This is a genomic window from Microbacterium cremeum (genome assembly GCF_015277855.1).
In the GTDB taxonomy this organism is placed as follows: Bacteria; Actinomycetota; Actinomycetes; order Actinomycetales; family Microbacteriaceae; genus Microbacterium; species Microbacterium cremeum.
On sequence record NZ_CP063812.1, the window covers coordinates 3,853,010 to 3,877,739 of the forward strand.

A 24,730-nucleotide genomic window follows, 5' to 3' on the forward strand; every position below is an offset into this window, starting at 1 on the left:
CCCCCGCGGCAAAGCGAAGCAATCAGATACGAACAGAGTCGAATCGGATCGAACAGGACGCGTCGACGGATGCCGTGATTCCGCGGCATCCGTCGGTGCCCGCTATCGTCAATCGAACACGTTCGCACGCACGGGTCGAAGGAGATCGTCGTGGAGCCCCACACGCCGCCGCCGTTCGGCCTGTCGCGGCGCGAGCGCATCATGGACGAGCTGCGCCGCGTCGGATCCGTCCGTGTCGCCGATCTCGCGCGCGAGTTCGGGGTGGCCGAGCTGACGATCCGCCGCGACATCGGCGCGCTCGCCGACCGCGGTCTGCTGACCCGCGTGCACGGCGGCGCGACGCTGCGCAGCCGGCTCGACACGTCGGTGCCGCAGCGGGCGCCGGCCTCGGGGCCGCCCCGCTTCCGCGTGGGCATGGTGGTGCCCTCGCTCGGGTACTACTGGCCCCACATCATCATCGGCGCCCGCGCGGCGGCGACGGATGCCGGAGTCCAGCTGGTGCTGCGCGGGGCGAGCTACTCCCCCGCCGACCAGCGCCGGCAGATCAGCTCGCTGGTGGACTCCGGCACGCTGCACGGGCTCATCGTGGCGACGGAGACACAGGGCCCCGAGGGGTCGGCGCTGCTGCACTGGCTCGACGGGCTCCCGATCCCCGTGGTGCTCGCCGAGCGCCGGGTGCCGTCCGGGCTCGCCCTCACCCGGCTGGAGTGGGTGACCTCGGACCACGTCTTCGGCGGGTCTCTCGCGGCGGCGCACCTCGCGTCGCTGGGGCATCGGCGCGTCGGCCTGCTCGCATCTCCGGGATCGCCGACCTCGAAGCAGCTGCGGCACGGCTGGTCGCGCGCGGTCGACGAGCTCGGCCTCACCTCGACCTTCGACCTCGACACCGCCCTCGACGCTCTGGACGGCGCCGAGCGCGATCGTGCGATCGACGACCTCCTCGCCACCTGCCGCGAGACCGGGACGACCGCCGTGCTGATCCACTCCGACCCGCAGGCGGTGCTGCTGCAGCAGCACGCGCGCGACCACGGCTGGTCGGTGCCGCAGGACCTCGCCGTGATGGCCTACGACGACGAGGTCGCCGAGAGCGCCGACCCCGCGATCACGGCGCTCCGCCCGCCCAAGCAGCAGGTCGGCCGCCTCGCCGTCGAGACGATGGTCGCGCGCCTCGCCGACGGCCCGCGCCGCCCCGTGCAGCGCGTGTCGTTGCTGCCCGAGCTCCGCGCGCGCGACTCGACCGCCCCCGCCCGCTGAGCCTGCGGCCTCGCGAGGCGGCTCCGGAATTCGGAGATTCGCCGGCTTTCCGGAGCCACCGCCGCCGAGGCATCCGAAAACCGGCGCGAACTCCGAAATCCGGATCCGAGAACCCGGGCGCCGGCGACGACGGATGCCGCGACCCCCGCCCGCGGAGGACTCGAGGCCCGCGCACCGGTCAGGCGAGGGGCTCGGCGGCCTCGCGCGCAGCGCGGGTCGACGAGCGCACCGCGCCGACGCTCGCGAGGATCACCAGCGCGATGCCCACCCCCTCGAGCCACGTGAGGTGCTGGCCGAGGAGCACGAACCCGGCGAGCGCGGCGGTGGCCGGCGCCAGGCTCATCAGGATCGCGAACGCCGCCGCCGGCAGCCGCCGCAGCGCGATGAGCTCGAGCGCATAGGGGATCGTCGACGACAGCACCGCCACGGCCGCGCCCAGGGCGAGCAGGTCGATCCGCAGGAGGGCGGGCCCGGCATCCGCGATCCCGAAGGGCAGGGAGATCACGGCACCCACCGCCATCGCGAGCGCCAGCCCGTCGAGCTTGGGGAAGGCACGGCCGACGCGCGCCGACGCGAGGATGTAGAACGCCCAGCTCGCTGCGGCGCCGAGCGCGAAGAGCACGCCGATCGGGTCGAGCCGGTCCCACCCGCCGCCGCCCAGCGCGACGACACCCGCGAGTGCGAGGAGCGCCCACAGCCACGCCGATGCGCGGCGGCTCGCGACGATCGACAGCACCAGCGGGCCGAGCACCTCGATCGTGACCGTCACGCCGAGCGGCAGGCGTTCCAGGGCGAGGTAGAACAGGCCGTTCATCACGGCGAGGACCAGGCCGAAGAGCGCCACGGCGCGCCAGTCCGCGCCGGAGTGCCCCCGCAGCCGCGGCCGGGCGATCAGCAGCAGCACGACGGTCGAGAAGACCAGCCGGAGCATGACCATCCCCAGTGGCCCCACCTGCGGGAACAGCAGCACCGCGAGCGACGCGCCGACCTCCTGGCAGGCCAGGCCGGCGATCACGAGCAGGATCGCGGGAGTCGCCGCCGATCGACCTGCCGGGTGCGCGGTCACTCCGCGGGCGGCGCGCACACCGCCGCGGCCGTGATCGCCTCGTGGTACTGCTCGGCCGTCCACGGCAGTCCCGCCTCGGGGATCGTCGCCCCACCGGCCGCAGGCGCCTTGGACGCGATGGCCGCGAGCTCCCACGCGAGGTACGCGCCGACGCTGCCGTTCGCCGCCGAGTTGTTGAGGACGACCGCGACGGTCAACCCGCTCGACGGGTCGGCGAACGCCGCGGTGATGTAGCCGGGGATCTTGCCGGCCTGCCCGACGAGCGAGGCCGCCAGCAGCGCGCCACCGTCGGACAGGTACCAGGAGGGTCCGTCCGCGGCGACCGGCAGGGGCGAGTCGAGCCTGTCGTCGGCGGGCGCCAATGCGCCGGCGGCCAGCGCCTGGACGTACCGGCCGAGGTCGTCGATGTCGGTCACCGCGCCGGAGTCGGTGTAGCCGAGCGTCCACGAGGCGTCCGTGAGATCACGGGACTGCGCGCAGTCCAGCGCGCCGCCCTCGCCGGGCATGGACTGACCGCCGGCCAGCACCGCCGCGCCGTCGAGCGCGCCGAGCGCCGTCGCCTCGAGGTCGAGCGGGTCGGCGACGTAGGTCTGAAAGAGCTCGGCGGCGGACGTGCCGGTCGCCCGCTCGAGGGCGAGCCCCAGCAGCACGTAGCCGGCATCCGAGTCGCGGTACGCGACCCCCGGCTTTCCCGCCCGCGGCTGCCCGATCCCGAAGGTCGCGAGATAGCGGGGCTCCCACTCGCGCCCCGGGTTCGTGAGCCACGACGAGTAGAGCCGGCCGGTGAACGACCCGATGCCCGATGTGCCGTCGCACAGCTGGCCGAGCGTGACACCGGCGAGATCGGGCGCGCCCGAGACGTACTTCGTGATGCTGTCGCTGAGCTTCACGTGGCCGGCCGCGGCCACTCCGTACAGCACGTCGCACGTCATCGCCCGCGTGACCTTCCCCGCGCGGAACTGCATGTCGGCCGTCACGTCGCCGCCGCCGTCGGGGCGCTGCGTGCCGATTCCGGTCACCCAGCTGCCGCTCCACGGCGCCCACACCCCCACGATGGCCCCCGACGATCCGGTGGCCTCCATCGCGTGGGTGACGGCATCCTGCAACCGCTGCACCGTCTCGTCGGGCAGCTGCACCTCGGACTGCGGCGGAACGTCGATGTCGACGTGCGTGTCGGCCGAGCACGCCGACAGGGCAAGCAACGACGCCACAGCGCCCGCGACCGCCGCGCTGACGCGGTGGTTCCTGGAGCGGGTCCGCATGCTCACCCCCCGATGATCGTGTCTTGAATTCAAACACACCGCGGTGCCTTCCGCCTGCCGCGGCCTCCGTAGGGTTGTCACCATGACGCACCTCTTCGACGATGCCGTGCTCGCCGGCGTGCTCGGTCACATGAACGGCGACCACGGCGACGACAACCTCCTCATCGCCCGCGCGTTCGCCGCGGACGCCGGCATCGCCGCAGACCGCATCGTCGCGTCACGGATGGAGGGGTTCGACGGCGACGGGGGCCGGTGGACGGTCACGCTCGCCGACGGCTCGACGGCGGTCGTCGCGGTCCCCTGGCCGGGCGGCCCCATCGACGAACGCCCGCAGGTGCGGCGCGAAGTCGTCGCGCTGTACGACGAGGCGTGCCGGCGGCTCGGTGTCGAGCCCCGTCCCCACGCGTGAGGCGACGCTAGGTTAGGCGACCCTAAATCTCGTACACTGGGCGCATGAGCGACCCGATCCCGTTCTCCACCGCGCTCCGCGAGCGTTCCAGCCGCGCGCACTCGTCGAGCGAGACCGCCGGATTCATGGCCGATCTCATGAAGGGCGAGGGCACGCGCGAGGACTACGTCGCGCTGGTCGCCCAGCACTGGTTCATCTACGAGGCGCTGGAGCGCACCGCCGGTCAGATGCGCAACGACCCCGTCGCGGCGGTGTTCCTCAGCGACAAGCTGACCCGACTGCCCGCGCTCGAGGCCGACCTCGAGTACCTCGTCGGCCCGGACTGGCGGGAGCGCATCGAGCCGCTGCCGACGACCCGGCGCTACGTCGACCGCATCAACGAGGTCGGCGCCACGTGGGCCGGCGGTTTCGTCGCCCATCACTACACGCGCTACCTCGGCGACCTGTCCGGCGGCCAGTTCATCGGGCGCCTCATGGCGCGTCGGTTCGGCTTCGAGACCAACGGCATCGGGTTCTACCTCTTCGACGACATCGCCGACCCGAAGGTCTTCAAGGACGTCTACCGCGAGCAGCTGGACGCGGCCCCGTGGGATGCCGCCGAGCAGGAGCGCGTCATCGACGAGGTGCTGCTGGCCTACCGCTTCAACACCGAGCTGTTCGACGACCTCGCCGCCGCGAAGGCCTCCTCCCAGGTCGCCTGAGCGCGTTTCGTCTCGCTCGTTCCTCGCTCGCTCAACGACCGGACCCGCGAGCAGCACGACGCATCCTCACACTCGGTCGTTGAGCGAGGGAGCGCCAGCGAGCGAGACGAAACGCCCCAGCCCACAAGCAGCACGACGCATCCTCACACTCGGTCGTTGAGCGAGGGAGCGCCAGCGAGCGAGACGAAACGCGGCGGGATCCGTCGAGGAGGGTTCAGGATGCCGCGGGCCGGCGCACCGCGGAGGCCATGAACCGCTGCACGTCGGGGTCGACCTGGATGTCGCGCGGTCGCAGCGGGCGGGAGAGGTACAGCCCGTCGAGCGAGGTCAGCCGCGACAGCGCCACGTAGGTCTGCCCGGGGGCGAAGGCGCCCGAGCCGAGGTCGATGACCGCGCGGTCGTAGGTCTTGCCCTGCGACTTGTGGATCGTCACGGCCCACGCGAGCTTCAGCGGGAACTGGGTGAACTCGGCGACGATGTCGCGCGTCAGCGACTTCGAGCCCGGGTTGTACGAGTACCGGTACTTCTCCCAGACCGAGGGCTCGACGTCGAACTCCTCGCCCTCGACGTCGACTCGCACGGTGTCGCCCGCGATGCGGGTGACGGTGCCGATGGTGCCGTTGACCCACCGTGGCGGCTCGCCGAACGCCGCGGTGTCGTTGCGCAGGAACATCACCTGTGCTCCGACCTTCAGCTTCAGCTCGAGGTCGGCCGGGTAGGCGGCATCCCCCCGCCCGAAATCGCCGTTGACCTCGGCGACGGCGGTCTGCTCGCGGCCCACGAGCTCGTCGAGGTGGCGACGGTTGATGGCGTTGACGATGTCGTTGCGGGTGGCGAGCGTGATGATCGGATGTTCCCCGTCGGCGGGGTCGGGCGGGGTCCGGGCGCCGGTGTCGTTGAGGATCTGCGCGATGTCGGCGGTCACCCGGCCGTAGCGCACCGCGTTGAGCATCGCCTTGAAGGCCGGGTCGGCCTGCCGGTGGATGTCGACCAGCTCGCGGATGTTGAGCTCGGCGCCGTACGAGCCGACGTCCAGGATGCCGTCGGTGGCGGCCTCACCCACCCACACCTTGGCGTCGAAGAACCAGAACGAGCGGTAGTGGTCGCGCACGTACCTCAGCTCGTCGCCGCGCGGCGGAACCGGCGCGAGCTGATACGGGTCCCCGAACATCACGATCTGCGTGCCGCCGAACGGCTCGCCGCGCCGCCCCCGCGCCTGGCGCAGCGCACGGTCGATCGCGTCCATGAGGTCGGCGTTGACCATCGAGATCTCGTCGATCACGAGCGTGTCGATCGCGTTCAGCAGCTTGCGCGTCGCGTCGGACTGCGGCTCGTCGTGCGCGCCGATGACGCCGAGGGGCAGCTTGAACAGCGAGTGGATCGTCTGTCCCTCGACATTGAGCGCGGCGACGCCGGTCGGCGCGCACACCGCGATCTGCTTCGAGGTGTTCCACGCGAGGTGCTGCAGCAGGGTCGACTTGCCCGTGCCGGCGCGACCGGTCACGAAGACGTGCTCGCGCGTGTCTTCGATGAGCCGGAAGAGCGCCTCCTGCTCGGACGAGAGCGCGAGACCGGCGGACGTGGGCGTGGTCACCGATTCATGCTAACGACCGGATGCCTCCGCCCGGCCCTCCACGCGGGCATCGGTGGACGGCATCCCTCCATCCACAGGCACGGCGAGGCGAGTTGTCCACAGGTCCCGGTCCACAGGGCGCTCCCGGCCGGCGCTTTCTAGACTGGGCGGGTGGACCAAGGGGCGGTGGACACGGAACCCGGTCGCGCGAGTGCGCCTCCGGCCGGCTCCGCGACCCCGCCCGACGCCCGCCCCGTCCTGATCCAGCCCCCGCGCAAGCCGCAGCGCCGGTCGCGCCTGTGGCTCGATCTGACGCTCCTGGGCGTGGTGGGCGTGGTGCTGGTGGCCGCCGTGTTCGCCGCCTGGGCGGCGATCGAGCGCGAGTTCTACAGCCCGTCCGCGTTCGTCGAGCGCTACATCGGCCTCCTCGCCGATCAGCGCGCGACCGACGCGCTCGCGGTGCCCGGGGTCAGCGTGAGCACCGCCGACCTCGAAGCGGCGGGGCTCGCGGCCACGGCATCCGAAGCCCTCCTGCGCGGGGCCGCGCTCGCTCCCCTCTCGGACGTCCGCGTCGTCTCGGAGGAGCAGCGGGGCGACGTGACGCTGGTCACCGTCGAGTACGACGCGCGCGGCTACCCGGGCGTCACCACGTTCGAGGTCGAGCGCGACGGCTCGATCGGGCTCGCCCCGACGTGGCGGTTCGCGACGAGCCCGCTCGCGGTCATGAACCTCACCGTGGTCGGCTCGATGAGCTTCGACGTCAACGGCTTCACGGTCGACAAGCGCCAGGCCTCGCCCGACGGGGTGGATGCCGATCCCACCGCGCCCGTGCCGCTGCTGGTCTTCTCACCCGGCCTGTACTCGGTGTCGGTCGACAACCGGATCGCCAGCACGCCGGGGGTGGCCGTCCTCTCCGACAGCCCCTTCCACACGATCCCGATCACGGTGCAGGCGCAGCCCACCGAGGAGTTCGTGGGCGTCGTGCAGCAGAAGGTCGAGGAGTTCCTCACCGCGTGCGCGACGCAGGAGGTGCTGCAGCCGACCGCCTGCCCGTTCGGCTACTTCGTGCAGGACCGCATCGACTCGCTCCCGGCGTGGTCGATCACGCGCCAGCCGACCGTCGATGTCGCGCCCGACGGCGCCGGCTGGACGCTCCTGCCCGCCGAGGCGATCGCGCACATCGATGTCGAGATCCGCTCGATCTTCGATGGCAAGGTGCGCGAGGTCAGCGAAGACGTGCCGTTCATCGTGACGGGCACGATCTCGGTGACGCCCGACGGCAGCCTGTCGATCGTCGTCACCGGGCCCGACACCACCTGAGCCGCGGTCGCGCTCAGCGTTTCGAGCCCGCCCGGGCGTCGCGGTCGGCCAGGGCGGCGAGGTGGGCGTTGTAGGCCTCGAGCTCGGCATCCCCGGTCCGGTCGGCATGCCGGTCGCGGCGCTTCGTCTCGCGGGCGTCGCTGCGGCTCCACTGGATCGCGACCGTGATCGCGAGGATGAGCGTCGGGATCTCGCCGATCGACCACGCGACGCCGCCGCCGGCGTACTGGTCTTCGAGCGGCGTCGCGCCCCACGTGCGGCCCATCGAGCCGAACCACTCCGCGACCATGAGGCCCTCCTGCATCATGATCGCGATGCCGAAGAAGGCGTGCATGGCCATGACACCGATGAGCAGGAGCAGCCGCCCGGGGTAGGGCAGGCGGTACGGCACGGGATCGATCCCGATGAGCGTGAGCACGAACAGGTAGCCCGTGATGAGGAAGTGCGCCACCATCCACTCGTGTCCGAGGTGGTCGTAGAGCGACCACCGGAACAGGTCGGTGTAGTAGAAGACCCACAGCGATCCGATGAAGAGACCGGCCGCGACGAACGGGTTGGTCAGCACGCGCGCGACCGGAGAGTGCACGGCCCACAGGATCCACTCGCGCCCGCCGCGCGTGCCGTCGTCGCGCTTGCGGATCGCCCGCGCCGCGAGGGTCACCGGCGCACCCGCCACCAGCAGCACCGGGATCGCCATCGTCAGCAGCATGTGGCCGACCATGTGCATGCTGAACAGGTAGTCCTGGTAGACGTTGATGACGCCTCCGGTCACCCACACCAGCAGGGCCAGCCCGGCGATCCACATGATCGTGCGGTAGAGCGGCCAGGTGTCGCCGCGGCGGCGCAGGCGCCAGGCACCGGCGAGGTAGAAGAACACCGCGAATCCGGCTGCGACCGCCCACAGCAGGTCGACGTTCCATGCGGTCAGCCAGTGCTCGAGGGTCAGCTCGGGCGGCAGCGGCGCGCCCGAGAGCCGCTCGGCCGGCGTCTGCGCGAGGGGCAGCGTCGTGGCGTTCGGAGGAGGAGTGCGTGCGAGGGCGGCGGCGGCGCCGCTCGCGAGGCCCATCAGCACGAGTTCGAATGCGACGAGCGTCCAGAAGGCGCGGGATGCCGCGGCCGCTCCCATGCGCCCGATCAGGCGCGTGCGGTACCAGGCGCCGAAGAGGCCGAGCGCGATGAGCGCGACGATCTTGACGCCGAGGATCGCTCCGTAGGGCGAGAACAGCCCGAGCGGGCTGAACAGCGCGCCCCAGTCCTGCAGGCCGAGACCCGCCCGCACGATGCCCGAGACGGCGACCACCGCGAACGCCGCGATCGCGATGCTCGAGTAGCGCGACACCGTCGCGATCTGCTGCTCGCGCGACTGCAGCGGCCGCACGATGACGATGAGCAGCAGGCCGCCGAGCCACACCGCCGCGGCGATGATGTGCAGGATCAGCGCCGTCATCGCCTCGTGGTGGAACGCCTCCTCGCCCGAGTGGCCCTGCGTCCCCATCGGAACGAGGGATGCCGCCGCCAGCAGCGCGACGAACACGGTCGCGGTCCACGAGCGCACCGCGAAGGTGAGCACGGTGAGGGCGGCTCCGGCGATCGTCGTGATGAGCCACGTGCGGCCGAGCTCCCACTCCACGAGGAAGCGGCCGAGTTGCCCGCCGAACTCGGGCCCGGCGTCGATGGTGGGATTGAACGCGACGATGAAGGTCAGGAACCCGGTCGCCGCCGCCGCCAGGGTGAAGACGGCCGCCGAGATCGACGCGGTGTCGAGCGCGACATCGAACTCGCGGGTTCCGGCACGCAGCGCGAACAGGGCCGTAACGAGCGTGCCGACCATGCCCGCCGCGGCGAGGTTGACGAACAGCTTCGCGACCGGAAGCCCCCAGCGCGCGACAGGGCCCGGGTCGGCGATCGCGAGCGGCGCCGCACCGCCGCCGAACCCGAGCGCCCAGATCAGGGCGGCCAGCGCGGCCACGACGAGGATCGCGGGCCCGGCGGCCCGCAGGGCGCGGGGGTTCACACGTCCAGCCTACGTCGCGGTCTTCGGGGGTTGATCCGCGGTGGCCGGGGTTGCGCGTTGTCCCGGGACGTTTCGTCTCGCTCGCTGGCGCTCGCTCGCTCAACGACCGGCACTCCCACCCCCCGGTCGTTGAGCGCCCTTCGATACGGGCGCAGAGCGCCCTACTCAGGACCCGCGAAGCGAGACGAAACGCCGGCACTCCCGCACCCCGCCCCCCGCAGACAACAGGAGAGGGGATGCCGCAGATCGCGGCATCCCCTCTCCTGTTGGTCTGCGTCGGATTACTTGACGGCAGCCTTGAGCTTCGAGCCCGCGGTGACCTTCACGCGCTTGCCCGCGGGGATCTTGATCTCTTCGCCGGTCTGCGGGTTGCGGCCGGTGCGCGCCGAGGTGGCGACCTGCTCGAACGAGATCCAGCCGGGGATCGAAACCTTGCTGCCCTTGGCGACCGCCTCCGAGACGGTGGAGAAGAGGGAGTCGAGCACACCCGACACGGCGGCCTGGCTCTGGCCGGTCGCGCTGGCGATGCTCGCGACGAGCTCGGTCTTGGTGATGGACTTGTCGGCCATTTTGGTATGTCCTCCAAAGACGGCGGAGGCCGTCTTGTCATTGCTCGGACCGGACGGCTTCGCCCCCCGGCTGGTCGGATCGACCGGGACCGAATGTACCCGACATGCCTCCCAGATCCGCGTATTTCCGCGGATTTCCCGGGTTTCATGCGGCGTGTCGTGTGACGGAAGTGACGAATGTGACAGATGGGGCTACGAGCGGGACCCGTGCGGACATCGGCCGCTCCCATCCCGCGCACACCGACGAGGGTTACGATTTCCTCAACCGCGATGAGACGCGGCGTGCTGGGAGGCCCGCATGGACGACGCTTTCGCGACAGCCATGGCCGTCCTGGAACGCACCGGCACGCCCGACGACTACAGCGGCACCTTTCTGACCGTCTTCCCCGTGGACGGCGCGTCGGTGTCGACGCTCGGCGACGTCCTCGGCACCGGGATCGTCTCGGCCACCGGCGCAGACGCGCGGCGGCTGGACGAGCTGCAGTTCGACCTCGGCGAAGGACCCTGCTGGGATGCGATGCGACGGGGCGAGCCCGTCGGCGAGCCCGACCTCGCCCGCGGCGGCGCGCGCCGGTGGCCCGCCTTCGCACCCGCTGCGTCCGAGGGAGTGCCGGCGGCATCGATCTACGCGTTCCCCGTCGCGGTCGGGTCGCTGCGCTTCGGCGCCGTCGACCTGTTCACCAGGCAACGGCTGACGCTGTCCTCGGATCAGACTCGCCAGGCCTCGGCGATGGCGCGCGTGCTGGGCCACAGCCTTCTCCGCGACGCGATCGGCCGGACGAAGGATCAGGACGCCGAGGGCTTCTCCACGCGCCGCGTCGTGCACCAGGCGACCGGCATGGTGCTGGCGCAGCTCGACATCACGGCCGACGAGGCTCAGCTGGTGATCCAGGGCCACGCGTTCGCGGCGGGCGAGCCCGTGATGGCCATCGCCTCCGACATCGTCGAGCGGCGGCTGGGCTTCCACCGCGTCGACGGCGAGATCGAGGCGATCCGATGAACCAGACGACCTTCGACTCACGCCTGCTCAACACCCTCACGGCACTCGCCGACACGCTCGTCGACGACTACGACGTCGTGGATCTGCTGCAGACTCTCGTCGACGCGTGCCGCGACATCCTGGGTGTCACCGCGGCCGGCATCCTGCTCACCGACGAGAGCACCGGCCAGCTGGAGCTGGTCGCGTCGACCAGCGAAGCCAGCCGGCTGGTCGAGATCATGCAGCTGGCCGCCCAGGACGGCCCGTGCATCCAGTGCTACCGGACGGGCGAGCCGGTCGCCGTCGTGTCGCTGCAGTCGGCGACGGAGTGGGGTGCGTTCCGCGCCGAAGCCCTTGCGAACGGCTTCTCGTCGATCTACGCGGTGCCGCTGCGGTTGCGGGAGCGCACGATCGGGACGCTGAACATCATGAACGCGGCCGAAGGCGCGCTGCCGGGCGAGTCGCAGGCGGCGGTCCGCGCGTTCGCCGATGTCGCCACCATCGGGATCCTCCACGAGCGTTCGCTGCGCGAGTCGGAGCTGCTCGCGGAGCAGCTCAAGGTCGCCCTGAGCAGCCGTGTCGTCATCGAGCAGGCGAAGGGTGTCGTCTCCTTCACTGCGGACGTCCCGATCTCCGACGCGTTCGAGCTGATCCGCGGCTATGCGCGCCACAATCGCCTCCCGCTGAGTCTGGTGGCGTCCCGCATCGTCGCGCGTGAGCTCCGCCTGGAGGAGTCCCCGGCGTGACCCGGCGTCCGCTCAGCCCCGGTGCGCGGCGATGACGTCTCGCGCCGTGCGCGCGAACGCGGGCGCGACGCGATCCTGACCGTCCAGGTAGCCGCCCACGAGCGCGGCGTCGCGCAGCAGCACGAGGGATGCCGCGACCTCACCGGGAGCTGACAGACCGGCTCCGGCGGCGAGCTGCTCGAGCGTCCTGCGGAACCACTCGCGGTGGTCGGCGATGAGGTCGCGCACCGGGCCCTCGGCCGGGTACTCGGCGGCGGCGTTGATGAACGGGCACCCGCGCGTGTGGCGGTCGCGGATGTCGTCGGAGATGCCGGTCACGACGAGGTCGAGGAGTACGGCCGGGTCGTCCGAGGCTTCGGCCGCCTGGGCGAAAAGCCCGCGCAGGCCCTGGTCTTCGCCCTGCAGGTACGCGAGAACGAGCCCTTCCTTGCCGTCGAACTGCTTGTACATCGTGGCGCGCGTGACTCCGGCGGTCTCGATGATGCGGTCGACGCCCACGGAGTGGATGCCCTCGTTGTAGAAGAGCTCGGTCGCCGCCTGCAGCAGCCGCTGCCGTGCGGGGGAGGGACGGGCGGGCGAGGCATCCGAAGTTCTCATGGGAATAGTCTTGCATAGATAGAACGTTCGGTCTACTATCGCAGATGCACCACCCCACCACCGCAGGACCATCAACCGAAGGAGCACGAGATGAACACCACGACCAAGACCCCCATCGTCCTGATCCACGGACTCTGGATGACCCCGAAGAGCTGGGACACCTGGGCGGAGCGCTTCCGCGCCGCCGGCCACCAGGTGCTCGTCCCGGGCTGGCCCGGCATCGACGACCGCACCGTCGACGACATCCGCCGCCACCCCGAGGCGCTCAAGGGCATCGGCCTGAAGCAGATCGCCGACCACTACGAGCGCATCATCCGCGCCCTGCCCGAGAAGCCGATCATCATCGGCCACTCCTTCGGGGGAGTCCTCACGCAGCTGCTCGCCGACCGCGGCCTCGGCGTCGCGTACGTGGGTGTCGCACCCGGCCAGACGGCCGGCGTCACCACGCTCCCGCTGTCGACCCTGTGGACCGGCACGCCGATCCTGTCGAACCCGTTCGGCGTCAACGGCGCCAAGCCGCTCAGCAAGCGCCACTTCCACTTCACATTCGGCAACGACCTCCCGCGCACGGAGTCCGACAAGCTCTGGGAGGAGTACGCCGTCAACTCGTACAACAAGGTCTTCTTCGAGGGCGTCACGTCGGTGCTCGACGAGAAGCACGGCGTCACGCACGTCGACTACGGCCGGGCCGACCGCGCCCCGTTCCTGGTGATCACGGGCGAGATCGACCACGTCGTGCCGCCCGCGATCGGCCGGGCCCTCGTCAAGAAGTACCGGGCGTCGGGCAGCCCCGCCGTCGTCGAGTACAAGGAGTACCCCGGCCGCACCCACCGCCTGGTCAGCCAGGACGGCTGGGAGGAGATCGCCGACTTCGCCCTCGAGTGGGCGACGAGCCACGCGGTCCGCACCGAGCCGGCGAAGCAGTAGACGGATGCCGCATCCGCCCGTCGGAGCGAGGTCAGGCGTGCAGGCGGCGCAGGGCGCTGACGACGTCGTCGTGCCAGCGCCGCGCGGCGGGCAGCGTGCCCCCGAAGATCGGGGTGTCGTGCGTCACGCCCTGGTAGCGCACGACGCTCGCGTCGACGCCCGCCCGGCGCAGCGCCGCACCGTAGGCATCGCCGTCCCCGCGCAGGGGGTCGTACTCGGCCGTGAGGATCACGGCCGGCGGCAGCCCCTCGTGCGACGCGGCCAGCAGCGGCGAGGCGTACGCGTGGCGGGCCACCGCGGGATCGGGCAGATACGTGCGGGCGACCGAGCGCAGCTCGCGCAGGGCGATGAAGCGGGGGATGCCGAGAGCCCGCGTCGCGCGGAGGTCGAGGTGCCGCCCGGTGAGGTCGACGACCGGCACCTCGAGCACCTGCAGCCGCAGCGGGAGCCGAGCGCGGTCGCGGTTCACCAGCGTCACCGCTGCGGCGAGGTTGGCTCCCGCCGACGTTCCCGCGACGCCGATGCGCCGGCTGTCGATGCCCAGCTCGCCGGCCGACGCGAACAGCCACTCGAGTGCGGCGTACGCCTGCTCGATCGCGACGGGGTACGGGTACTCCGGGGCCAGCGCGTAGTCGACCGCGGCCACGGCCGCCCCCGCGTCGAGCGCACGACGTCGGTGCGCGGCATCCGTCGTCGGGTATCCGATGCCGCCGATGCGGAAGGCGCCGCCGAACAGCGACAGCACCCCCGGCACGCCGTGCGGCGGGGCCGGTTCGGGGTCGGGGTGGTACACGCGCACCCGCACCGCAGGGTGACCCGGCACCTCCACGACGTGCTCGGTGGTGCGGATGCGCGGCCCCGCCATGCCCACGTTGTGCAACTCACGGCGGTCCCACGCGAGCGCCGCCTTGCGATGCCGCGCCCGCGCGCGAGCGCGCGGACCGACCGGCGCCGTCGTCGTGCCGGGGGCGGCGGCACCGTCGCCTTTCGGCTTGTGAGCGGCCGTCGATGCCGCACCAGCGCCCCCGCCGCCCATGCCCATGACCGGGGCCGGCCCTTTGGCGAACGGCCACAGCGCGCTCAGCCGTGAGCGCACCGAGCCCAGCGCCTGGTCGAACAGGTACCTGCGGTGCACGCGCAGTCGCTCTTCGAAGAACGGATCGAGATCCACCGGTCCCCCTCCGCGTCGGATGACTCAGAGCATAGGATCCCACCGGCGCGGCGGTCCTGACCTTGACAACCCACCGGGTACCCGTCCCGCGCCCCGGAGACCGCGCTCACGCCTGCCGGCGAACTAGTGTGGCGGCATGACCGTCGTCAGCACGCTCGCCGGCATCCTCCTGATCGCCGTGGCGCTCAACGACGTGTTCCACACCCTGTTGCGTCCCGCATCCACCGGCCGGCTCACGACACTGCTGTTCCGCGCGGTGTGGTCGTTGTCGCGAAGGCGCCGGCCCCTCGCGGTCAGCGGACCGCTGACGGTCGTCGCGACCATCGGCGCCTGGCTCGTGATGGTCGCCGTGGGCTGGGCGCTGATCTACCTGCCTCACGTCCCCGAGGGCTTCTCGTACAGCGGCGTCGACCCGGGCGACTACCACCCGTTCCTCGAGGCGCTCACCTACTCCCTCGTCGCGATGACCACGCTGGGTCTCGGCGACGTCGTGGCGGTGGAGCCGATCATCCGCGCGCTGTCGCCTCTGGAAGCGCTGACGGGCTTCGCGCTGCTGTCCGCCGCCGTGTCGTGGTTCATGCAGATCTATCCCGCCCTGGCACGCCGCCGCGCCCTCGCGATCGAGCTGACGAGCCTCCACGCCTCCGGTTTCACCACGCTTCCGGCGACCATCTCCACGGCGCGGGCGGCATCCGTCGTCTCCTCCGTGGCCCGTCTGATCGCAGAGCTCACGGCCGAACTCGTGCAGAGCAACGAGATCTTCTACTTCACCGAGCGCGACGAGCGGCTGTCGGCGGCCCGCGCGATCGGCTACGCCATGGTGCTTCGCGATGGCGCTCTGCGATCGGACGACGGCGATCTGCACGCCGCCGGCGCATTCCTGGCGCAGGTGATGGACGAGCTGGCGCGCGTGCTCACCGACCAGTACCCGCAGATCACGGGCGAGTCGACCGACGACGTGCTGCGCGCCGTCGCCGGCAGCTACGGGCACCGGCTGGACTGACGGCGCACAGCAGAAGGCCCGCACAGCAGAAGTCCCACACAGCAGAAGGCCCGGAGTTCCGAGGAACTCCGGGCCTTCTGAGAGGTCTTGCGACCGGATGCTTACCAGCTCGACTTGGTCACGCCGGGCAGCTCGCCGCGGTGGGCCATGTCACGGAAGCGGACACGCGAGATGCCGAACTTCGTGAGCACACCGCGGGGGCGGCCGTCGATGACGTCGCGCGAGCGGACGCGCACGGGCGAAGCGTTGCGGGGCAGCTTCTGCAGGCCCACGCGAGCGGCTTCGCGCTCCTCGTCGGTGGAGGTCGGCGAGACGAGCGCCTTCTTCAGCTCGGCGCGCTTGGCGGCGTAACGGTCGACGACCGCCTTGCGCTGCTCGTTGCGCGCGATCTTGCTCTTCTTAGCCATGGATCAGCGCTCCTCTCGGAATTCGACGTGCTTGCGGATGACCGGGTCGTACTTCTTCAGCACGATGCGGTCGGGGTTGTTGCGGCGGTTCTTGCGCGTGACGTAGGTGTAACCCGTGCCCGCGGTCGAACGCAGCTTGATGATCGGACGGACGTCCTGAGCCTTCTTGGCCATCAGAGCTTCACACCCTTCGCCTTGAGGTCACGGACGACGGCCTCGATGCCACGGGCATCGATGACCTTCATGCCCTTGGCCGAGACGTTGAGCTTGATGTTGCGACCCAGCGACGGAACGAAGTAGGTCTTCTTCTGCACGTTCGGGTCGAAGCGGCGCTTCGTCCGGCGGTGCGAGTGCGAGATGTTGTGACCGAAGCCGGGAACTGCTCCAGTCACCTGGCACACTGCTGCCATGGTGATGTCTCCTTAGTACCGTGTGACCGGACGGTCACACCCAAGATCCCTTGTCTGCATTCCGACGCACGCCGTCACCGCCCGGAAGTTCCGGTCGTTGAGCAGGCGAAGCGAGGCGAAACGCGAACTGCGTGCTGGAGTGCGCGCAGACAAACAGTCAGTCTAGCATGCGCGGCGTGCGACGCCCCGCGCCCGTCGAGGCGTCGCGCTCCAGGTGGGCCTCGTGGGCGCCTCGGCCCCAGCGGAACGGCGACACGGTCGGGTCGTCGGGGATCCAGAACCGCCACGGGAACACGGCGGTGCCGGCGACACCGGCGACACCCACCCGCGGGCCCGACGCGATGTCGGCGAGCGGTCCATCGGGCAGCTCGAGCCGCGCCGTGGCCCCGTGGCGCGGGTCGGCGGTGATCGCGTCGATGCCGTCGTGCACCGGATGCCGCAGCCCCACCGCGTCGCCGAAACGCCCCGGTCCTCGCGCGAGGTCGCGCGCCGACCGCGCGGCGGGCCGGCGCCGGGTCGCGGCATCCGTCCCCTCGATCACCTCGCCCGCGCGCAGCAGCACCCCGCCGGCGACGCCCTCGGGACCGCACACCACGTTGACGCACGAATGGATGCCGTGGCTCAGGTACACGTAGAGGTGACCGGGTTCGCCCCACATCGTGGCGTTGCGCGCGGTCGGCCCCATGCGCGCGTGCGAGCCGGGGTCGGCGACCGGCCCGGTGCCGAGGCCGTGGTACGCCTCGACCTCGGTGATCCGGACCACCACCGTCTCGCCGTCGACCACCGTGGTGAGGCGGCCGCCGAGGAGGTTCGGGGCGACCTCGGACGCGAGCCCGAGCAGGTCGTCGCGCTTCGCCGGCCGGACGCCCGTCGGCGCGTGCCGGGTCACAGCGACGGCACCTGGCACCACGAGATCGCCGTGCCGAGCAGGGCCACCACGGGCTCGCCGTCGGCGATCTGCAGGATGCGGGTCTCGGGCCGCTCGGGCAGCGGCAGCTGGTAGGTGTCGTACGGGTTGCCGACGGCGTCGGGCGCGACCAGCACCGCGGCGTAGCGCGCACTGGGCGACACGCAGACCTGCAGCACGGCATCCGTCTCGGCGATCTCGGTGAGCAGCCGCGTCTCGCCGTCCGGGGCGACGAGGGCGACCGACGTGCGCCCGGTCGGCACGTCGCCGTCGAGCACCGCCGCGGTGCGGATCGTCGAGCCGTCCGGCAGCGGCGTCACCGACGTCGTGCCTCCGAGTTCGACGTCGGGCGTGACCAGCGGCGCCTCGCTCGCGTCGGTGAGGTCGATCGTGACGGACTGCTCGAGCCGGTCGACGACGGCCTCGCTCGACCCGCGGGCGATGCCGTCGATGCCCAGCGCCGCCCCCAATGCCGTGGCGCCCTGCGCCGTCGCGCCCGAGCCGGCCGAGCCGGTCGAGCCGGCCGAGCCGGTCGAGCCGGTCGAGCCGGTCAGCAGCAGGGACCCGTCGAACGAGAGCAGCAGGATGCTGTCGGTGTCGGGCACGAACCGCCACTCGGCGACGCGCGGGTCGGCGCCGTCGACGGCGATCTCGACGGGGTCGGCCTCGACATCCTTCAGCGACGCGGTGAACAGGCGGCTCTCCCGGCCGGAGTCGGCGGTGAGCGTGGCGTCCGAGAACGTGTAGCCGATGAGCTCGCCCCGGTCGGCGCTCTGGAGGTTCGAGACGTAGCCGTTGCCCGGGAGCGGCAGCTCGCGCGGGTTCTCGCCGTCGAGGTCGGTGACGAGGAGCCCGGCACGGTCGTTCTCGGTGCGGACCGACACCACGAGGTGGGTCGCGGTGGCGCGGAAGTCCTCGATGTGCGGATGCGTGAACACGGGCACCGCGGCCTGTCCGGTGAGGTCGGTGCGGTAGATCATGTCGCCGTCGTCGGTGCCGCGCTGCAGGAGGAACACCTCGGCCTCGGGCGTGCGGAACGTCTCGGTGATCGTCCCCGTGGGCCCGCCGCCGAGCGAGGCGACATCGGCGATCTCGACCGTGTACTCGGTGTCGTCCCACAGCGGCAGGGTGAAGCGCACACCGACGCTCCGCCCCGACGTGTCGACCTCGAACGGCGTCGCGGGTGTCACGGTCACCTGCGACGGGTCGACCTCGGCGAGCGTGTGCGACGTGGTGAGGATGAGACGGGAACCGGATGCCTCGGCCGCCGCGACGGGATCCACGAAGACGTCGGTGACCCGCGGCCCCTGCGCGACGCTCGCGGCCGCGCCGGCGAGGCCGACCACCGCGAGCGCGCCGACGACGATCGCGAAGGCGCCCGCGAACGCGCGCCCGCGACGACGCCGGGTCCGCGCCCGCCGCGTGCCGGCGTCAGTACTCATACGGGTCCTCGGGCTCGGGGATCTCCTCCACCGACGCCGCCTCGAGCACGAGCCGGCCGTCGGACGACGAGCGCACCGTGCCGGTGACCGTCACCCACTGCCCGGTCGTGGGAAGGTCGCCGGCGACGACCGGCACGCTCGCCGGCTGCGCGTCGATCACGCAGTGGGTGATCACGAGGCGCGTGATGTCGAAGTCGCCGTCCTCGCCGGGCGTGACGAACCCGGTGAGCTCGACCGGGTCGCCGTCGAACGCGTCGGGGTTGGTGGCGGTCGCGAACGCCGTCGACCACTCGCCGACGCCGAACGACGCGGTGTCGCCGGTCGATGCGAGCTGGATCGTGTCGGCGCCGCCGAACAGCGGGGTCGCGCCGACATCGCGCGACATCGCGAGCTCGGCGCTCAGCGACGCAGGCGGCAGCACGAGCGTGAGCACGACGACACCGGATGCCGCGATGCCGCCGACCACGGTCGCCGCGACGGCCGCGACCTCCCCGCTCGTCGAGCGGGCCGGAACGCCCTCGGCGCCCCCGTTCGTCGAACGAGCGAAGCGGGCCGGCTCGGTACCCCCGGTCGTTGAGCGAGCGAAGCGAGACGAAACGCCGTCCTCACCCCCGGTCGTTGAGCGAGCGAAGCGAGACGAAACGCCGTGACCGTCCGCGGAGCCGTGCCCGTCCGCCGACTCCTCACCCCCGGTCGTTGAGCGAGCGAAGCGAGACGAAACGCCGTGACCCTCCGCGGAGCCGTGACCGTCCGCCGACTCCTCACCCCCGGTCGTTGAGCGAGCGAAGCGAGACGAAACGCCGTGACCGCCCGCTCCCCCCGAGCCCGTGCCGTGGCCGTGGCCGTGGTCATGACCGTGGTCGGACTCGGCGCCGAGCGGCAGCGCGAACGACGCCACCGTGCCGACGAGCACCACCACCGCCATCGACACGGCGAACCACGTCGAGTCGGGGTTGATGTAGAGGGCGAGCTGTCCGGTGACGGCGAGCGAGATGGTGACGACGGCGAGGATCGCGGCGAGCCCCACGCCGAGCCACCGTGTGCCGAGGAACTGCGCGCTACGCAAGGAGGTTCACCGCCGTCCCGATGGCGAACGCCGCCAGCACCACCACGACGACGATGCCGCCGAGGGTGCGCCATGTGAACGTCGTGCGCATGAGCGCGAGCATCTTGACGTCGACGATGGGTCCGACGAGCAGGAACGCGACGATCGATCCCGGCGTGAAGGTCGAGGCGAACGAGAGGGCGAAGAACGAGTCGACGTTCGAGCAGATCGAGACGACCATCGCGAGCGTCATCATCGCGACGATCGACAGGGCAGGGTTCGAGCCGATGGCGACGAGCGCCTCGCGCGGGATGAGCACCTGCACGGCGCCGGCGAGCGCCGAGCCGATGACGAGCGCGGGCATGACCGCGCGCAGCTCGACCACGAACTGCGCGATGGTGCGGCGCCCCTTGCCGCCCGGCTCGTGGGTCACCAGGGCGCACGTGTCGCGGAAGCGGTCCGTCAGCAGCGTGTCGGGCGACGGATGCCGCGAGTAGAGCCATCCGATGAGGTTCGCGATCGCGTAGCCGCCGAGCAGGCGCGCGACCAGGATGCCGTCGCTCGAGCCGAACGCCTGGTGCGTCGTGATAATCACGATGGGGTTCACGATCGGCGCCGCGATGAGGAATGTGAGCGTCTCGGACACCGAGAACCCGCGCATCAGCAGACCGCGCGCGAACGGCACGTTGCCGCATTCGCAGACCGGCACGATCATGCCGAGCAGCGACAGCACCGCGCGGCGCGCCCACGCGCGGCGCGGCATCCATCGTTCGATGACGCCCGGCGGCACCCACACCTGCACGACGATCGACAGCACCACGCCGAGCGCGACGAACGGCAGGGACTCGATGAGCACGCTGACCGCGAGCGTCAGTCCGTCCTGAGCGCGGGTGGACAGGGATGCCGGGAACAGCGCCGGCGCGAGCCAGTCGATGACGAAGAGCACGGCGATGACGGCGAGCCCGACACCGAGCCAGAGGAGGGTGCGCGCCTGCGCGGATGGCCGCGGCGCGGCATCCGTCGATCCGTGGGCGTGGCCGGCATGGCCGACCCGCAGGGCGGGGTCAGTCCGCGTCACGCTTCTCGTCCCGAGCCTGCGCGCACGAAGCGCACAGCCCGAAGATGTCGACGATGTGCTCGGCGTCGCGGAAGCCGTGGCGCTCGGCCGTGCTCTTGGCCCACTGCTCGACGTCGCTCGCCTCGATCTCGACGGTCAGCCCGCACGAACGGCAGATCAGGTGGTGGTGGTGGTCGCTGCTGACGCACGCGCGGTACAGGGCTTCGCCCTCGGGGCTCTGCAGCGAGTCGGCCGCGCCCTGGGCCGCGAGGCCCGCGAGCGCGCGGTACACGGTCGCGAGTCCGATACCGGTGTTCTCGTCGCGCAGGGTCGCGTGCAGCGATTGGGCGCTCACGAAGCCACGGGCGTCGGCGAGCGCTTCGCGCACGCGTTCGCGCTGCCACGTATTGCGCTGGGCCATGCCCGGGAGTCTACCGGCGGGTCCTGAGCAAAGGCCGGGCGCGCGCAGGCGCCGCTGCGCCCCCACTTCATGTGGCACAACACGCGGAATCACCACACCCACTCCGCGTGTCGTGCCACCCGAACGAACGAGCCCCGCGCCCGCCCCCACTTCAAGTGGCACAACACGCGGAATCACCACACCCACCCCGCGTGTCGTGCCACCCGAACGCCCGAGCCCGGCCCCGGGCCCCACTTCAAGTGGCACAACACGCGGAATCACCACACCCACTCCGCGTGTCGTGCCACCCGAACGAACGAGCCCGGCGCGCGCGTCACGCCGCCCCGCCCACCCGAACGCCCGAGCCCGGCGCCCGCCCCCACTTCAAGTGGCACAACACGCGGAATCGCCACAGCCACCCCGCGTGTCGTGACACCCGAACGAACGAGCCCCGCGCCCGCCCCCACTTCAAGTGGCACAACACGCGGAATCACCACACCCACCCCGCGTGTCGTGCCACCCGAACGAACGGGAACGAACGCGCCCGAGCCCGCGCCGAGCGCGCGCTCGCGCCCGGGCCCGGCCCGCGCAGGGTCACGCCGCGGCGGGGGCAGACGCCGGCGCGCGGGTCACGCGACCGCGGCGGGCCCCGACGATGCGGCACACGACGTAGATCGCGAACGAGATCGTCGTGATGTACGGGCTCACCGGCAGCGTGCCCATGATCGCGAGAAGGATGCCGCCCACGGCCGACACGAAGCCGAACAGCGCCGACAGCAGCGGCACCGACAGCGGACCGGACGCGACGCGCATGGCCGCGGCCGCGGGCGTCACGAGCAGCGCCATCACCAGCAGCGCGCCGATGATGTGCACCGCGACCGCCACGATGAGGCCGAGCAGCAGCATGAACGCCAGCGACACCGCGGTCGTGGGCACGCCGCGCGCCGCGGCGGACTGCGGGTCGAGCGAGTCGAACCGCAGCGGGCGCCAGATGAGCAGCAGTCCCAGCAGCACGACGACGCCGATCGCGACCAGCCAGCCGAGCTGGCCGGTCTGCACCGACACGATCTGCCCGGTGAGCAGGCTGAACCGGTTGGCGCTGCGGCCGTCGTAGAGCGAGAGGAACAGGATGCCGAGACCGAGGCCGAACGGCATGAGCACGCCGATGATCGAGTTGCGGTCGCGCGCCTTCGCCCCCAGCACGCCGATGAGGGCGGCGGCGATGAGCGATCCGACGATCGAGCCCGTGACGACGTCCCACCCGATGAGCAGCGCGGCGGCGGCGCCGGCGAACGAGAGCTCGCTGATGCCGTGCACGGCGAACGCCATGTCGCGCTGCATCACGAACACGCCGATGAGGCCGCCGACGAGGCCGAGCGCCGCGCCCGCCCACACCGAGTTCGACACGAGCGCGAGGATCTCGCCGTAGAACGGCAGGCCGCCGAACATCGCGTCGGCGATGTCGTCCCAGTTCATGCGCGCGGTCCCGTCATTCGTGCACCTGGCCGTCGTGGTGGTGATGGGATGCCTCGGCATCGGGAGCGCCGACGACCACCAGCCGATCGCCCGCGCGCAGTACGAACACGTGCGCGCCGTAGAGCGCGGTCAGCACGTCGGAGCGGAGCACCTCCTGCGGCGTCCCCAGCGTGAACCGGCCGTTCGCGATGTACAGGATGCGATCGACCTTGCCCAGCAGCGGGTTGATGTCGTGGGTCACCAGCAGCACGGCGGCGTCCTTCTCACGCCGGTGCCGGTCGATGAGACCGATGACGGCCTGCTGGTTGGCGAGGTCGAGACTCGTGAGCGGCTCGTCGCACAGCAGCAGCACGGGGTCGTCGGCGAGCGCCTGGCCCGCACGGAGCCGCTGCTGCTCGCCACCCGACAACTGCCCGACCGGCCGGTCCGCGAACTCGCGCGCACCCACCCCGTCGATGAGCGCGTCGACGCGGGCCCGGTCGCCGCGGCGCGGGATCGGAAGCCCGAAGCGGTGGCCGTCGACGCCGAGCATCACCAGGTCGCGACCGCGCAGCGCGGTGTCGCGCGGCAGCGGGCGGGATTGGGGGATGTAGCCGATGCGCCGGTTTCCGCGGTGCCGCCGGCCGCGGGGGCCCTGGGGATCACCGGCGGCGCGCTCGGCGCCGCGCACCTCGATGGTGCCGCCCGAGAGGTCCTCCAGGCCGAGGATCGCCCGCAGCAGGGTCGTCTTACCGGACCCGCTCGGGCCGAGCACCGCGATCAGCTCTCCGGCGTGCACGTCCAGATCCAGGCCCGACCACAGCTCGCGGTCTCCGCGCCGCAGCGCGGCGTCGCGGATGCTGAGGATCGGCGGTGTGTCGGCGGCGGTGCTGCGCTGGGGCCGGCCGGCGCTCACGCGTCCAATGCCGCGCTCAGCGCCTCGATGTTCGCCTGCATCCACGAGATGTAAGTCTGGCCCTCGGGGAGCGTTTCCGAAAATGCGATCACCGGGATGCCGGCGGCTTCGGCCGCGTCGACGATCTGGCCGGTCTCGGCGCCGCCGGTCTGGGAGTTCGTGATGACGACGCGCACGTCGCCCGACTCGAGCAGGCCGAGGGACTCGAGGAGCGTCGCCGGCGCGACATCCTGCCCCTCTTCGACCGCCTCGCTGAAGGCGTCGGGCGTGACGTTCTCGAGGCCGGCGGCGGCGACGAGGTACACCGGCACGGGCTCCGTGATGAATACGCTCTCTCCCTCGTGCGCGGACGCGAGCTCGTCGAGCGACGCCTCGAGATCCTCGACCTCGGCGACGAAGGCCTCGGCGTTCGCGGTGAACGTCGCGGCATCGGCGGGGCTGAGCTCGCCGAGCTCTTCGGCGATCGCCTCGGCGACGTACGCGATGGTGTGCGGGTCGTACCAGACGTGCTCGTTGAAGCCCTCGACGTGCTCGTGCTCGTGCTCGTCCTCGTCGGCGTGGGCATCTTCGCCGACTTCGTCGGCGTGCTCGTCGGACTCCTCGGTCGCGGTGGCGTCGGGCTCGGCATCCGTCGACTCGTCGTCGTGACCCTCGTTCTCGGGCCAGTCGTGCGAGAACTCGGCGGCGGTGAGGACCGGCGCCTCGGTGCCGCTGGCCTCGATGAGCGCGTCGATGTACGCGTCGTAGCCGCCGCCGTTCTCGATGATGAGGTCGGCGTCGGCCACGGCCAGCTGGTCGCGGGCGCTCGGTTCGAACGAGTGCGGGTCCTGCGAGTCGCTCGTGACGATCGCGGTCACCTCGACCAGGTCGCCGCCGACCTCCTGGGCGATCTGGCCGTACACGTTGGTCGAGGCGACGACCGTGAGCGTTGCGTCCGTGCTGTCGCCCGCGGGGGCCGGCGTTCCGGCACACCCGGCGAGGGTGACGACGGATGCCGCGGCCAGGCCGAGCAGGGTCAGGGAGCGTCGCTTCGCGGTCATCCCTCGAGGCTACAGCTACTGATAATCGTTCTCAAATCGAGCCGGAAGGACGTTCGAACC

Annotated in this window: 26 protein-coding genes; 8 read left to right on the plus strand and 18 right to left on the minus strand. The window is 71.5% G+C overall.

From position 1 onward, the window contains the following. Positions 1–150: 150 nt before the first annotated feature. Positions 151–1,254: a substrate-binding domain-containing protein gene (locus tag IM778_RS17080; protein ID WP_228484635.1), complete on the plus strand. Its 1,104-nt coding sequence runs from the start codon at positions 151–153 to the stop codon at positions 1,252–1,254. A 178-nt stretch (positions 1,255–1,432) separates the two neighbouring features. Here IM778_RS17080 and IM778_RS17085 read toward each other — a convergent pair whose 3' ends face one another. Together IM778_RS17085 and IM778_RS17090 are read right to left on the minus strand one after the other, a co-directional pair. Further along, entirely contained in the window at positions 1,433–2,320 is an 888-nt protein-coding gene (locus IM778_RS17085) for an EamA family transporter (protein ID WP_228484636.1), read from the minus strand. Continuing rightward, positions 2,317–3,582 (minus strand): serine hydrolase domain-containing protein, encoded by a 1,266-nt coding sequence (locus tag IM778_RS17090; protein ID WP_194411956.1) that lies wholly within the window; start codon positions 3,580–3,582, stop codon positions 2,317–2,319. The genes IM778_RS17085 and IM778_RS17090 overlap by 4 nt, the downstream gene beginning before the upstream one ends. An 82-nt stretch (positions 3,583–3,664) precedes the next feature. On the opposite strand from IM778_RS17090, the gene IM778_RS17095 reads away from it, so the two are divergent. Both IM778_RS17095 and IM778_RS17100 read left to right on the plus strand, forming a co-directional pair. Further along, complete coding sequence (locus tag IM778_RS17095) at positions 3,665–3,991, plus strand: DUF2470 domain-containing protein (RefSeq protein ID WP_194409992.1); 327 nt, start codon at positions 3,665–3,667, stop codon at positions 3,989–3,991. A gap of 44 nt (positions 3,992–4,035) precedes the next feature. Continuing rightward, a complete protein-coding gene (locus IM778_RS17100; protein WP_194409993.1) occupies positions 4,036–4,692 on the plus strand; it encodes a biliverdin-producing heme oxygenase in 657 nt (218 codons plus the stop codon). 214 nt (positions 4,693–4,906) lie between these two features. Here the strand turns inward: IM778_RS17100 and IM778_RS17105 are convergent, their stop codons facing one another. Continuing rightward, the gene (locus IM778_RS17105) at positions 4,907–6,286 is read right to left on the minus strand and encodes an ATP-dependent DNA helicase (protein ID WP_194409994.1); all 1,380 of its coding nucleotides are present in this window, start codon (positions 6,284–6,286) and stop codon (positions 4,907–4,909) included. Positions 6,287–6,451: 165 nt separating this feature from the next. Here IM778_RS17105 and IM778_RS17110 point away from each other — a divergent pair, with 165 nt between their 5' ends. Next, entirely contained in the window at positions 6,452–7,585 is a 1,134-nt protein-coding gene (locus IM778_RS17110; protein WP_228484637.1) for a hypothetical protein, read from the plus strand. A gap of 13 nt (positions 7,586–7,598) precedes the next feature. Here IM778_RS17110 and IM778_RS17115 read toward each other — a convergent pair whose 3' ends face one another. Both IM778_RS17115 and IM778_RS17120 read right to left on the minus strand, forming a co-directional pair. Then, on the minus strand, positions 7,599–9,599 hold the full coding sequence (locus tag IM778_RS17115; protein ID WP_228484638.1) for a bifunctional copper resistance protein CopD/cytochrome c oxidase assembly protein: 2,001 nt from the start codon (positions 9,597–9,599) through the stop codon (positions 7,599–7,601). Positions 9,600–9,880: 281 nt separating this feature from the next. Beyond that, complete coding sequence (locus IM778_RS17120) at positions 9,881–10,168, minus strand: HU family DNA-binding protein (RefSeq protein ID WP_127819842.1); 288 nt, start codon at positions 10,166–10,168, stop codon at positions 9,881–9,883. A gap of 298 nt (positions 10,169–10,466) precedes the next feature. Here IM778_RS17120 and IM778_RS17125 point away from each other — a divergent pair, with 298 nt between their 5' ends. Both IM778_RS17125 and IM778_RS17130 read left to right on the plus strand, forming a co-directional pair. Beyond that, positions 10,467–11,168: a GAF and ANTAR domain-containing protein gene (locus tag IM778_RS17125; protein ID WP_194409995.1), complete on the plus strand. Its 702-nt coding sequence runs from the start codon at positions 10,467–10,469 to the stop codon at positions 11,166–11,168. Next, a complete protein-coding gene (locus IM778_RS17130; RefSeq protein WP_194409996.1) occupies positions 11,165–11,893 on the plus strand; it encodes a GAF and ANTAR domain-containing protein in 729 nt (242 codons plus the stop codon). The genes IM778_RS17125 and IM778_RS17130 overlap by 4 nt, the downstream gene beginning before the upstream one ends. Positions 11,894–11,905: 12 nt before the next feature. Here the strand turns inward: IM778_RS17130 and IM778_RS17135 are convergent, their stop codons facing one another. Next, the gene (locus tag IM778_RS17135; RefSeq protein WP_194409997.1) at positions 11,906–12,490 is read right to left on the minus strand and encodes a TetR/AcrR family transcriptional regulator; all 585 of its coding nucleotides are present in this window, start codon (positions 12,488–12,490) and stop codon (positions 11,906–11,908) included. A gap of 90 nt (positions 12,491–12,580) precedes the next feature. On the opposite strand from IM778_RS17135, the gene IM778_RS17140 reads away from it, so the two are divergent. Then, on the plus strand, positions 12,581–13,417 hold the full coding sequence (locus tag IM778_RS17140; RefSeq protein ID WP_194409998.1) for an alpha/beta hydrolase: 837 nt from the start codon (positions 12,581–12,583) through the stop codon (positions 13,415–13,417). A 31-nt stretch (positions 13,418–13,448) separates the two neighbouring features. Here IM778_RS17140 and IM778_RS17145 read toward each other — a convergent pair whose 3' ends face one another. Further along, a complete protein-coding gene (locus IM778_RS17145; protein ID WP_194409999.1) occupies positions 13,449–14,588 on the minus strand; it encodes an alpha/beta hydrolase in 1,140 nt (379 codons plus the stop codon). Positions 14,589–14,724: 136 nt separating this feature from the next. On the opposite strand from IM778_RS17145, the gene IM778_RS17150 reads away from it, so the two are divergent. Continuing rightward, positions 14,725–15,591 (plus strand): potassium channel family protein, encoded by an 867-nt coding sequence (locus IM778_RS17150; RefSeq protein WP_194410000.1) that lies wholly within the window; start codon positions 14,725–14,727, stop codon positions 15,589–15,591. 101 nt (positions 15,592–15,692) lie between these two features. On the opposite strand, the gene rpsN is transcribed toward IM778_RS17150, so the two are convergent. The 11 genes from rpsN to IM778_RS17210 all read right to left on the minus strand — a co-directional run bounded on the left by rpsN (position 15,693) and on the right by IM778_RS17210 (position 24,670). Continuing rightward, positions 15,693–15,998, minus strand: coding sequence for a 30S ribosomal protein S14 (rpsN, locus tag IM778_RS17155; protein WP_163615787.1), 306 nt, complete (start codon positions 15,996–15,998; stop codon positions 15,693–15,695). A 3-nt stretch (positions 15,999–16,001) separates the two neighbouring features. Further along, positions 16,002–16,172 carry a 50S ribosomal protein L33 gene (gene rpmG, locus IM778_RS17160; RefSeq protein WP_005051772.1) on the minus strand — a complete coding sequence of 57 codons (171 nt, stop codon included), beginning with the start codon at positions 16,170–16,172 and terminating at the stop codon, positions 16,002–16,004. Then, a complete protein-coding gene (gene rpmB / locus IM778_RS17165) occupies positions 16,172–16,408 on the minus strand; it encodes a 50S ribosomal protein L28 (protein WP_127820368.1) in 237 nt (78 codons plus the stop codon). The genes rpmG and rpmB overlap by 1 nt, the downstream gene beginning before the upstream one ends. A gap of 157 nt (positions 16,409–16,565) precedes the next feature. Further along, the gene (locus tag IM778_RS17170; protein WP_194410001.1) at positions 16,566–17,297 is read right to left on the minus strand and encodes a DNA-3-methyladenine glycosylase; all 732 of its coding nucleotides are present in this window, start codon (positions 17,295–17,297) and stop codon (positions 16,566–16,568) included. Then, positions 17,294–18,757, minus strand: coding sequence for a hypothetical protein (locus IM778_RS17175; protein WP_194410002.1), 1,464 nt, complete (start codon positions 18,755–18,757; stop codon positions 17,294–17,296). The genes IM778_RS17170 and IM778_RS17175 overlap by 4 nt, the downstream gene beginning before the upstream one ends. Then, the gene (locus IM778_RS17820) at positions 18,747–19,823 is read right to left on the minus strand and encodes a TIGR03943 family putative permease subunit (protein ID WP_228484639.1); all 1,077 of its coding nucleotides are present in this window, start codon (positions 19,821–19,823) and stop codon (positions 18,747–18,749) included. The genes IM778_RS17175 and IM778_RS17820 overlap by 11 nt, the downstream gene beginning before the upstream one ends. After that, the gene (locus tag IM778_RS17190) at positions 19,816–20,880 is read right to left on the minus strand and encodes a permease (protein ID WP_420488836.1); all 1,065 of its coding nucleotides are present in this window, start codon (positions 20,878–20,880) and stop codon (positions 19,816–19,818) included. The genes IM778_RS17820 and IM778_RS17190 overlap by 8 nt, the downstream gene beginning before the upstream one ends. Then, complete coding sequence (locus tag IM778_RS17195; RefSeq protein WP_194410003.1) at positions 20,867–21,280, minus strand: Fur family transcriptional regulator; 414 nt, start codon at positions 21,278–21,280, stop codon at positions 20,867–20,869. The genes IM778_RS17190 and IM778_RS17195 overlap by 14 nt, the downstream gene beginning before the upstream one ends. 573 nt (positions 21,281–21,853) lie before the next feature. After that, the gene (locus IM778_RS17200) at positions 21,854–22,735 is read right to left on the minus strand and encodes a metal ABC transporter permease (protein WP_194410004.1); all 882 of its coding nucleotides are present in this window, start codon (positions 22,733–22,735) and stop codon (positions 21,854–21,856) included. Between the two features lie 13 nt (positions 22,736–22,748). Then, positions 22,749–23,630 (minus strand): metal ABC transporter ATP-binding protein, encoded by an 882-nt coding sequence (locus IM778_RS17205; RefSeq protein WP_228484640.1) that lies wholly within the window; start codon positions 23,628–23,630, stop codon positions 22,749–22,751. After that, positions 23,627–24,670 (minus strand): metal ABC transporter solute-binding protein, Zn/Mn family, encoded by a 1,044-nt coding sequence (locus IM778_RS17210; RefSeq protein WP_194410005.1) that lies wholly within the window; start codon positions 24,668–24,670, stop codon positions 23,627–23,629. Before IM778_RS17210 ends, IM778_RS17205 begins: the two co-directional genes overlap by 4 nt. Positions 24,671–24,730: the final 60 nt, after the last annotated feature.

Coding starts and splice junctions, on each gene's coding strand:
- rpsN (WP_163615787.1), bottom strand. CDS start 15,998: ATGGCTAAGAAGAGCAAGATCGCGCGCAACGAGCAGCGCAAGGCGGTC.
- IM778_RS17100 (WP_194409993.1), top strand. CDS start 4,036: ATGAGCGACCCGATCCCGTTCTCCACCGCGCTCCGCGAGCGTTCCAGC.
- IM778_RS17200 (WP_194410004.1), bottom strand. CDS start 22,735: ATGAACTGGGACGACATCGCCGACGCGATGTTCGGCGGCCTGCCGTTC.
- IM778_RS17130 (WP_194409996.1), top strand. CDS start 11,165: ATGAACCAGACGACCTTCGACTCACGCCTGCTCAACACCCTCACGGCA.
- IM778_RS17195 (WP_194410003.1), bottom strand. CDS start 21,280: ATGGCCCAGCGCAATACGTGGCAGCGCGAACGCGTGCGCGAAGCGCTC.
- IM778_RS17175 (WP_194410002.1), bottom strand. CDS start 18,757: ATGAGTACTGACGCCGGCACGCGGCGGGCGCGGACCCGGCGTCGTCGC.
- IM778_RS17120 (WP_127819842.1), bottom strand. CDS start 10,168: ATGGCCGACAAGTCCATCACCAAGACCGAGCTCGTCGCGAGCATCGCC.
- IM778_RS17140 (WP_194409998.1), top strand. CDS start 12,581: ATGAACACCACGACCAAGACCCCCATCGTCCTGATCCACGGACTCTGG.
- IM778_RS17135 (WP_194409997.1), bottom strand. CDS start 12,490: ATGAGAACTTCGGATGCCTCGCCCGCCCGTCCCTCCCCCGCACGGCAG.
- IM778_RS17125 (WP_194409995.1), top strand. CDS start 10,467: ATGGACGACGCTTTCGCGACAGCCATGGCCGTCCTGGAACGCACCGGC.
- IM778_RS17095 (WP_194409992.1), top strand. CDS start 3,665: ATGACGCACCTCTTCGACGATGCCGTGCTCGCCGGCGTGCTCGGTCAC.
- IM778_RS17210 (WP_194410005.1), bottom strand. CDS start 24,670: ATGACCGCGAAGCGACGCTCCCTGACCCTGCTCGGCCTGGCCGCGGCA.
- rpmG (WP_005051772.1), bottom strand. CDS start 16,172: ATGGCCAAGAAGGCTCAGGACGTCCGTCCGATCATCAAGCTGCGTTCG.
- IM778_RS17150 (WP_194410000.1), top strand. CDS start 14,725: ATGACCGTCGTCAGCACGCTCGCCGGCATCCTCCTGATCGCCGTGGCG.
- rpmB (WP_127820368.1), bottom strand. CDS start 16,408: ATGGCAGCAGTGTGCCAGGTGACTGGAGCAGTTCCCGGCTTCGGTCAC.
- IM778_RS17090 (WP_194411956.1), bottom strand. CDS start 3,582: ATGCGGACCCGCTCCAGGAACCACCGCGTCAGCGCGGCGGTCGCGGGC.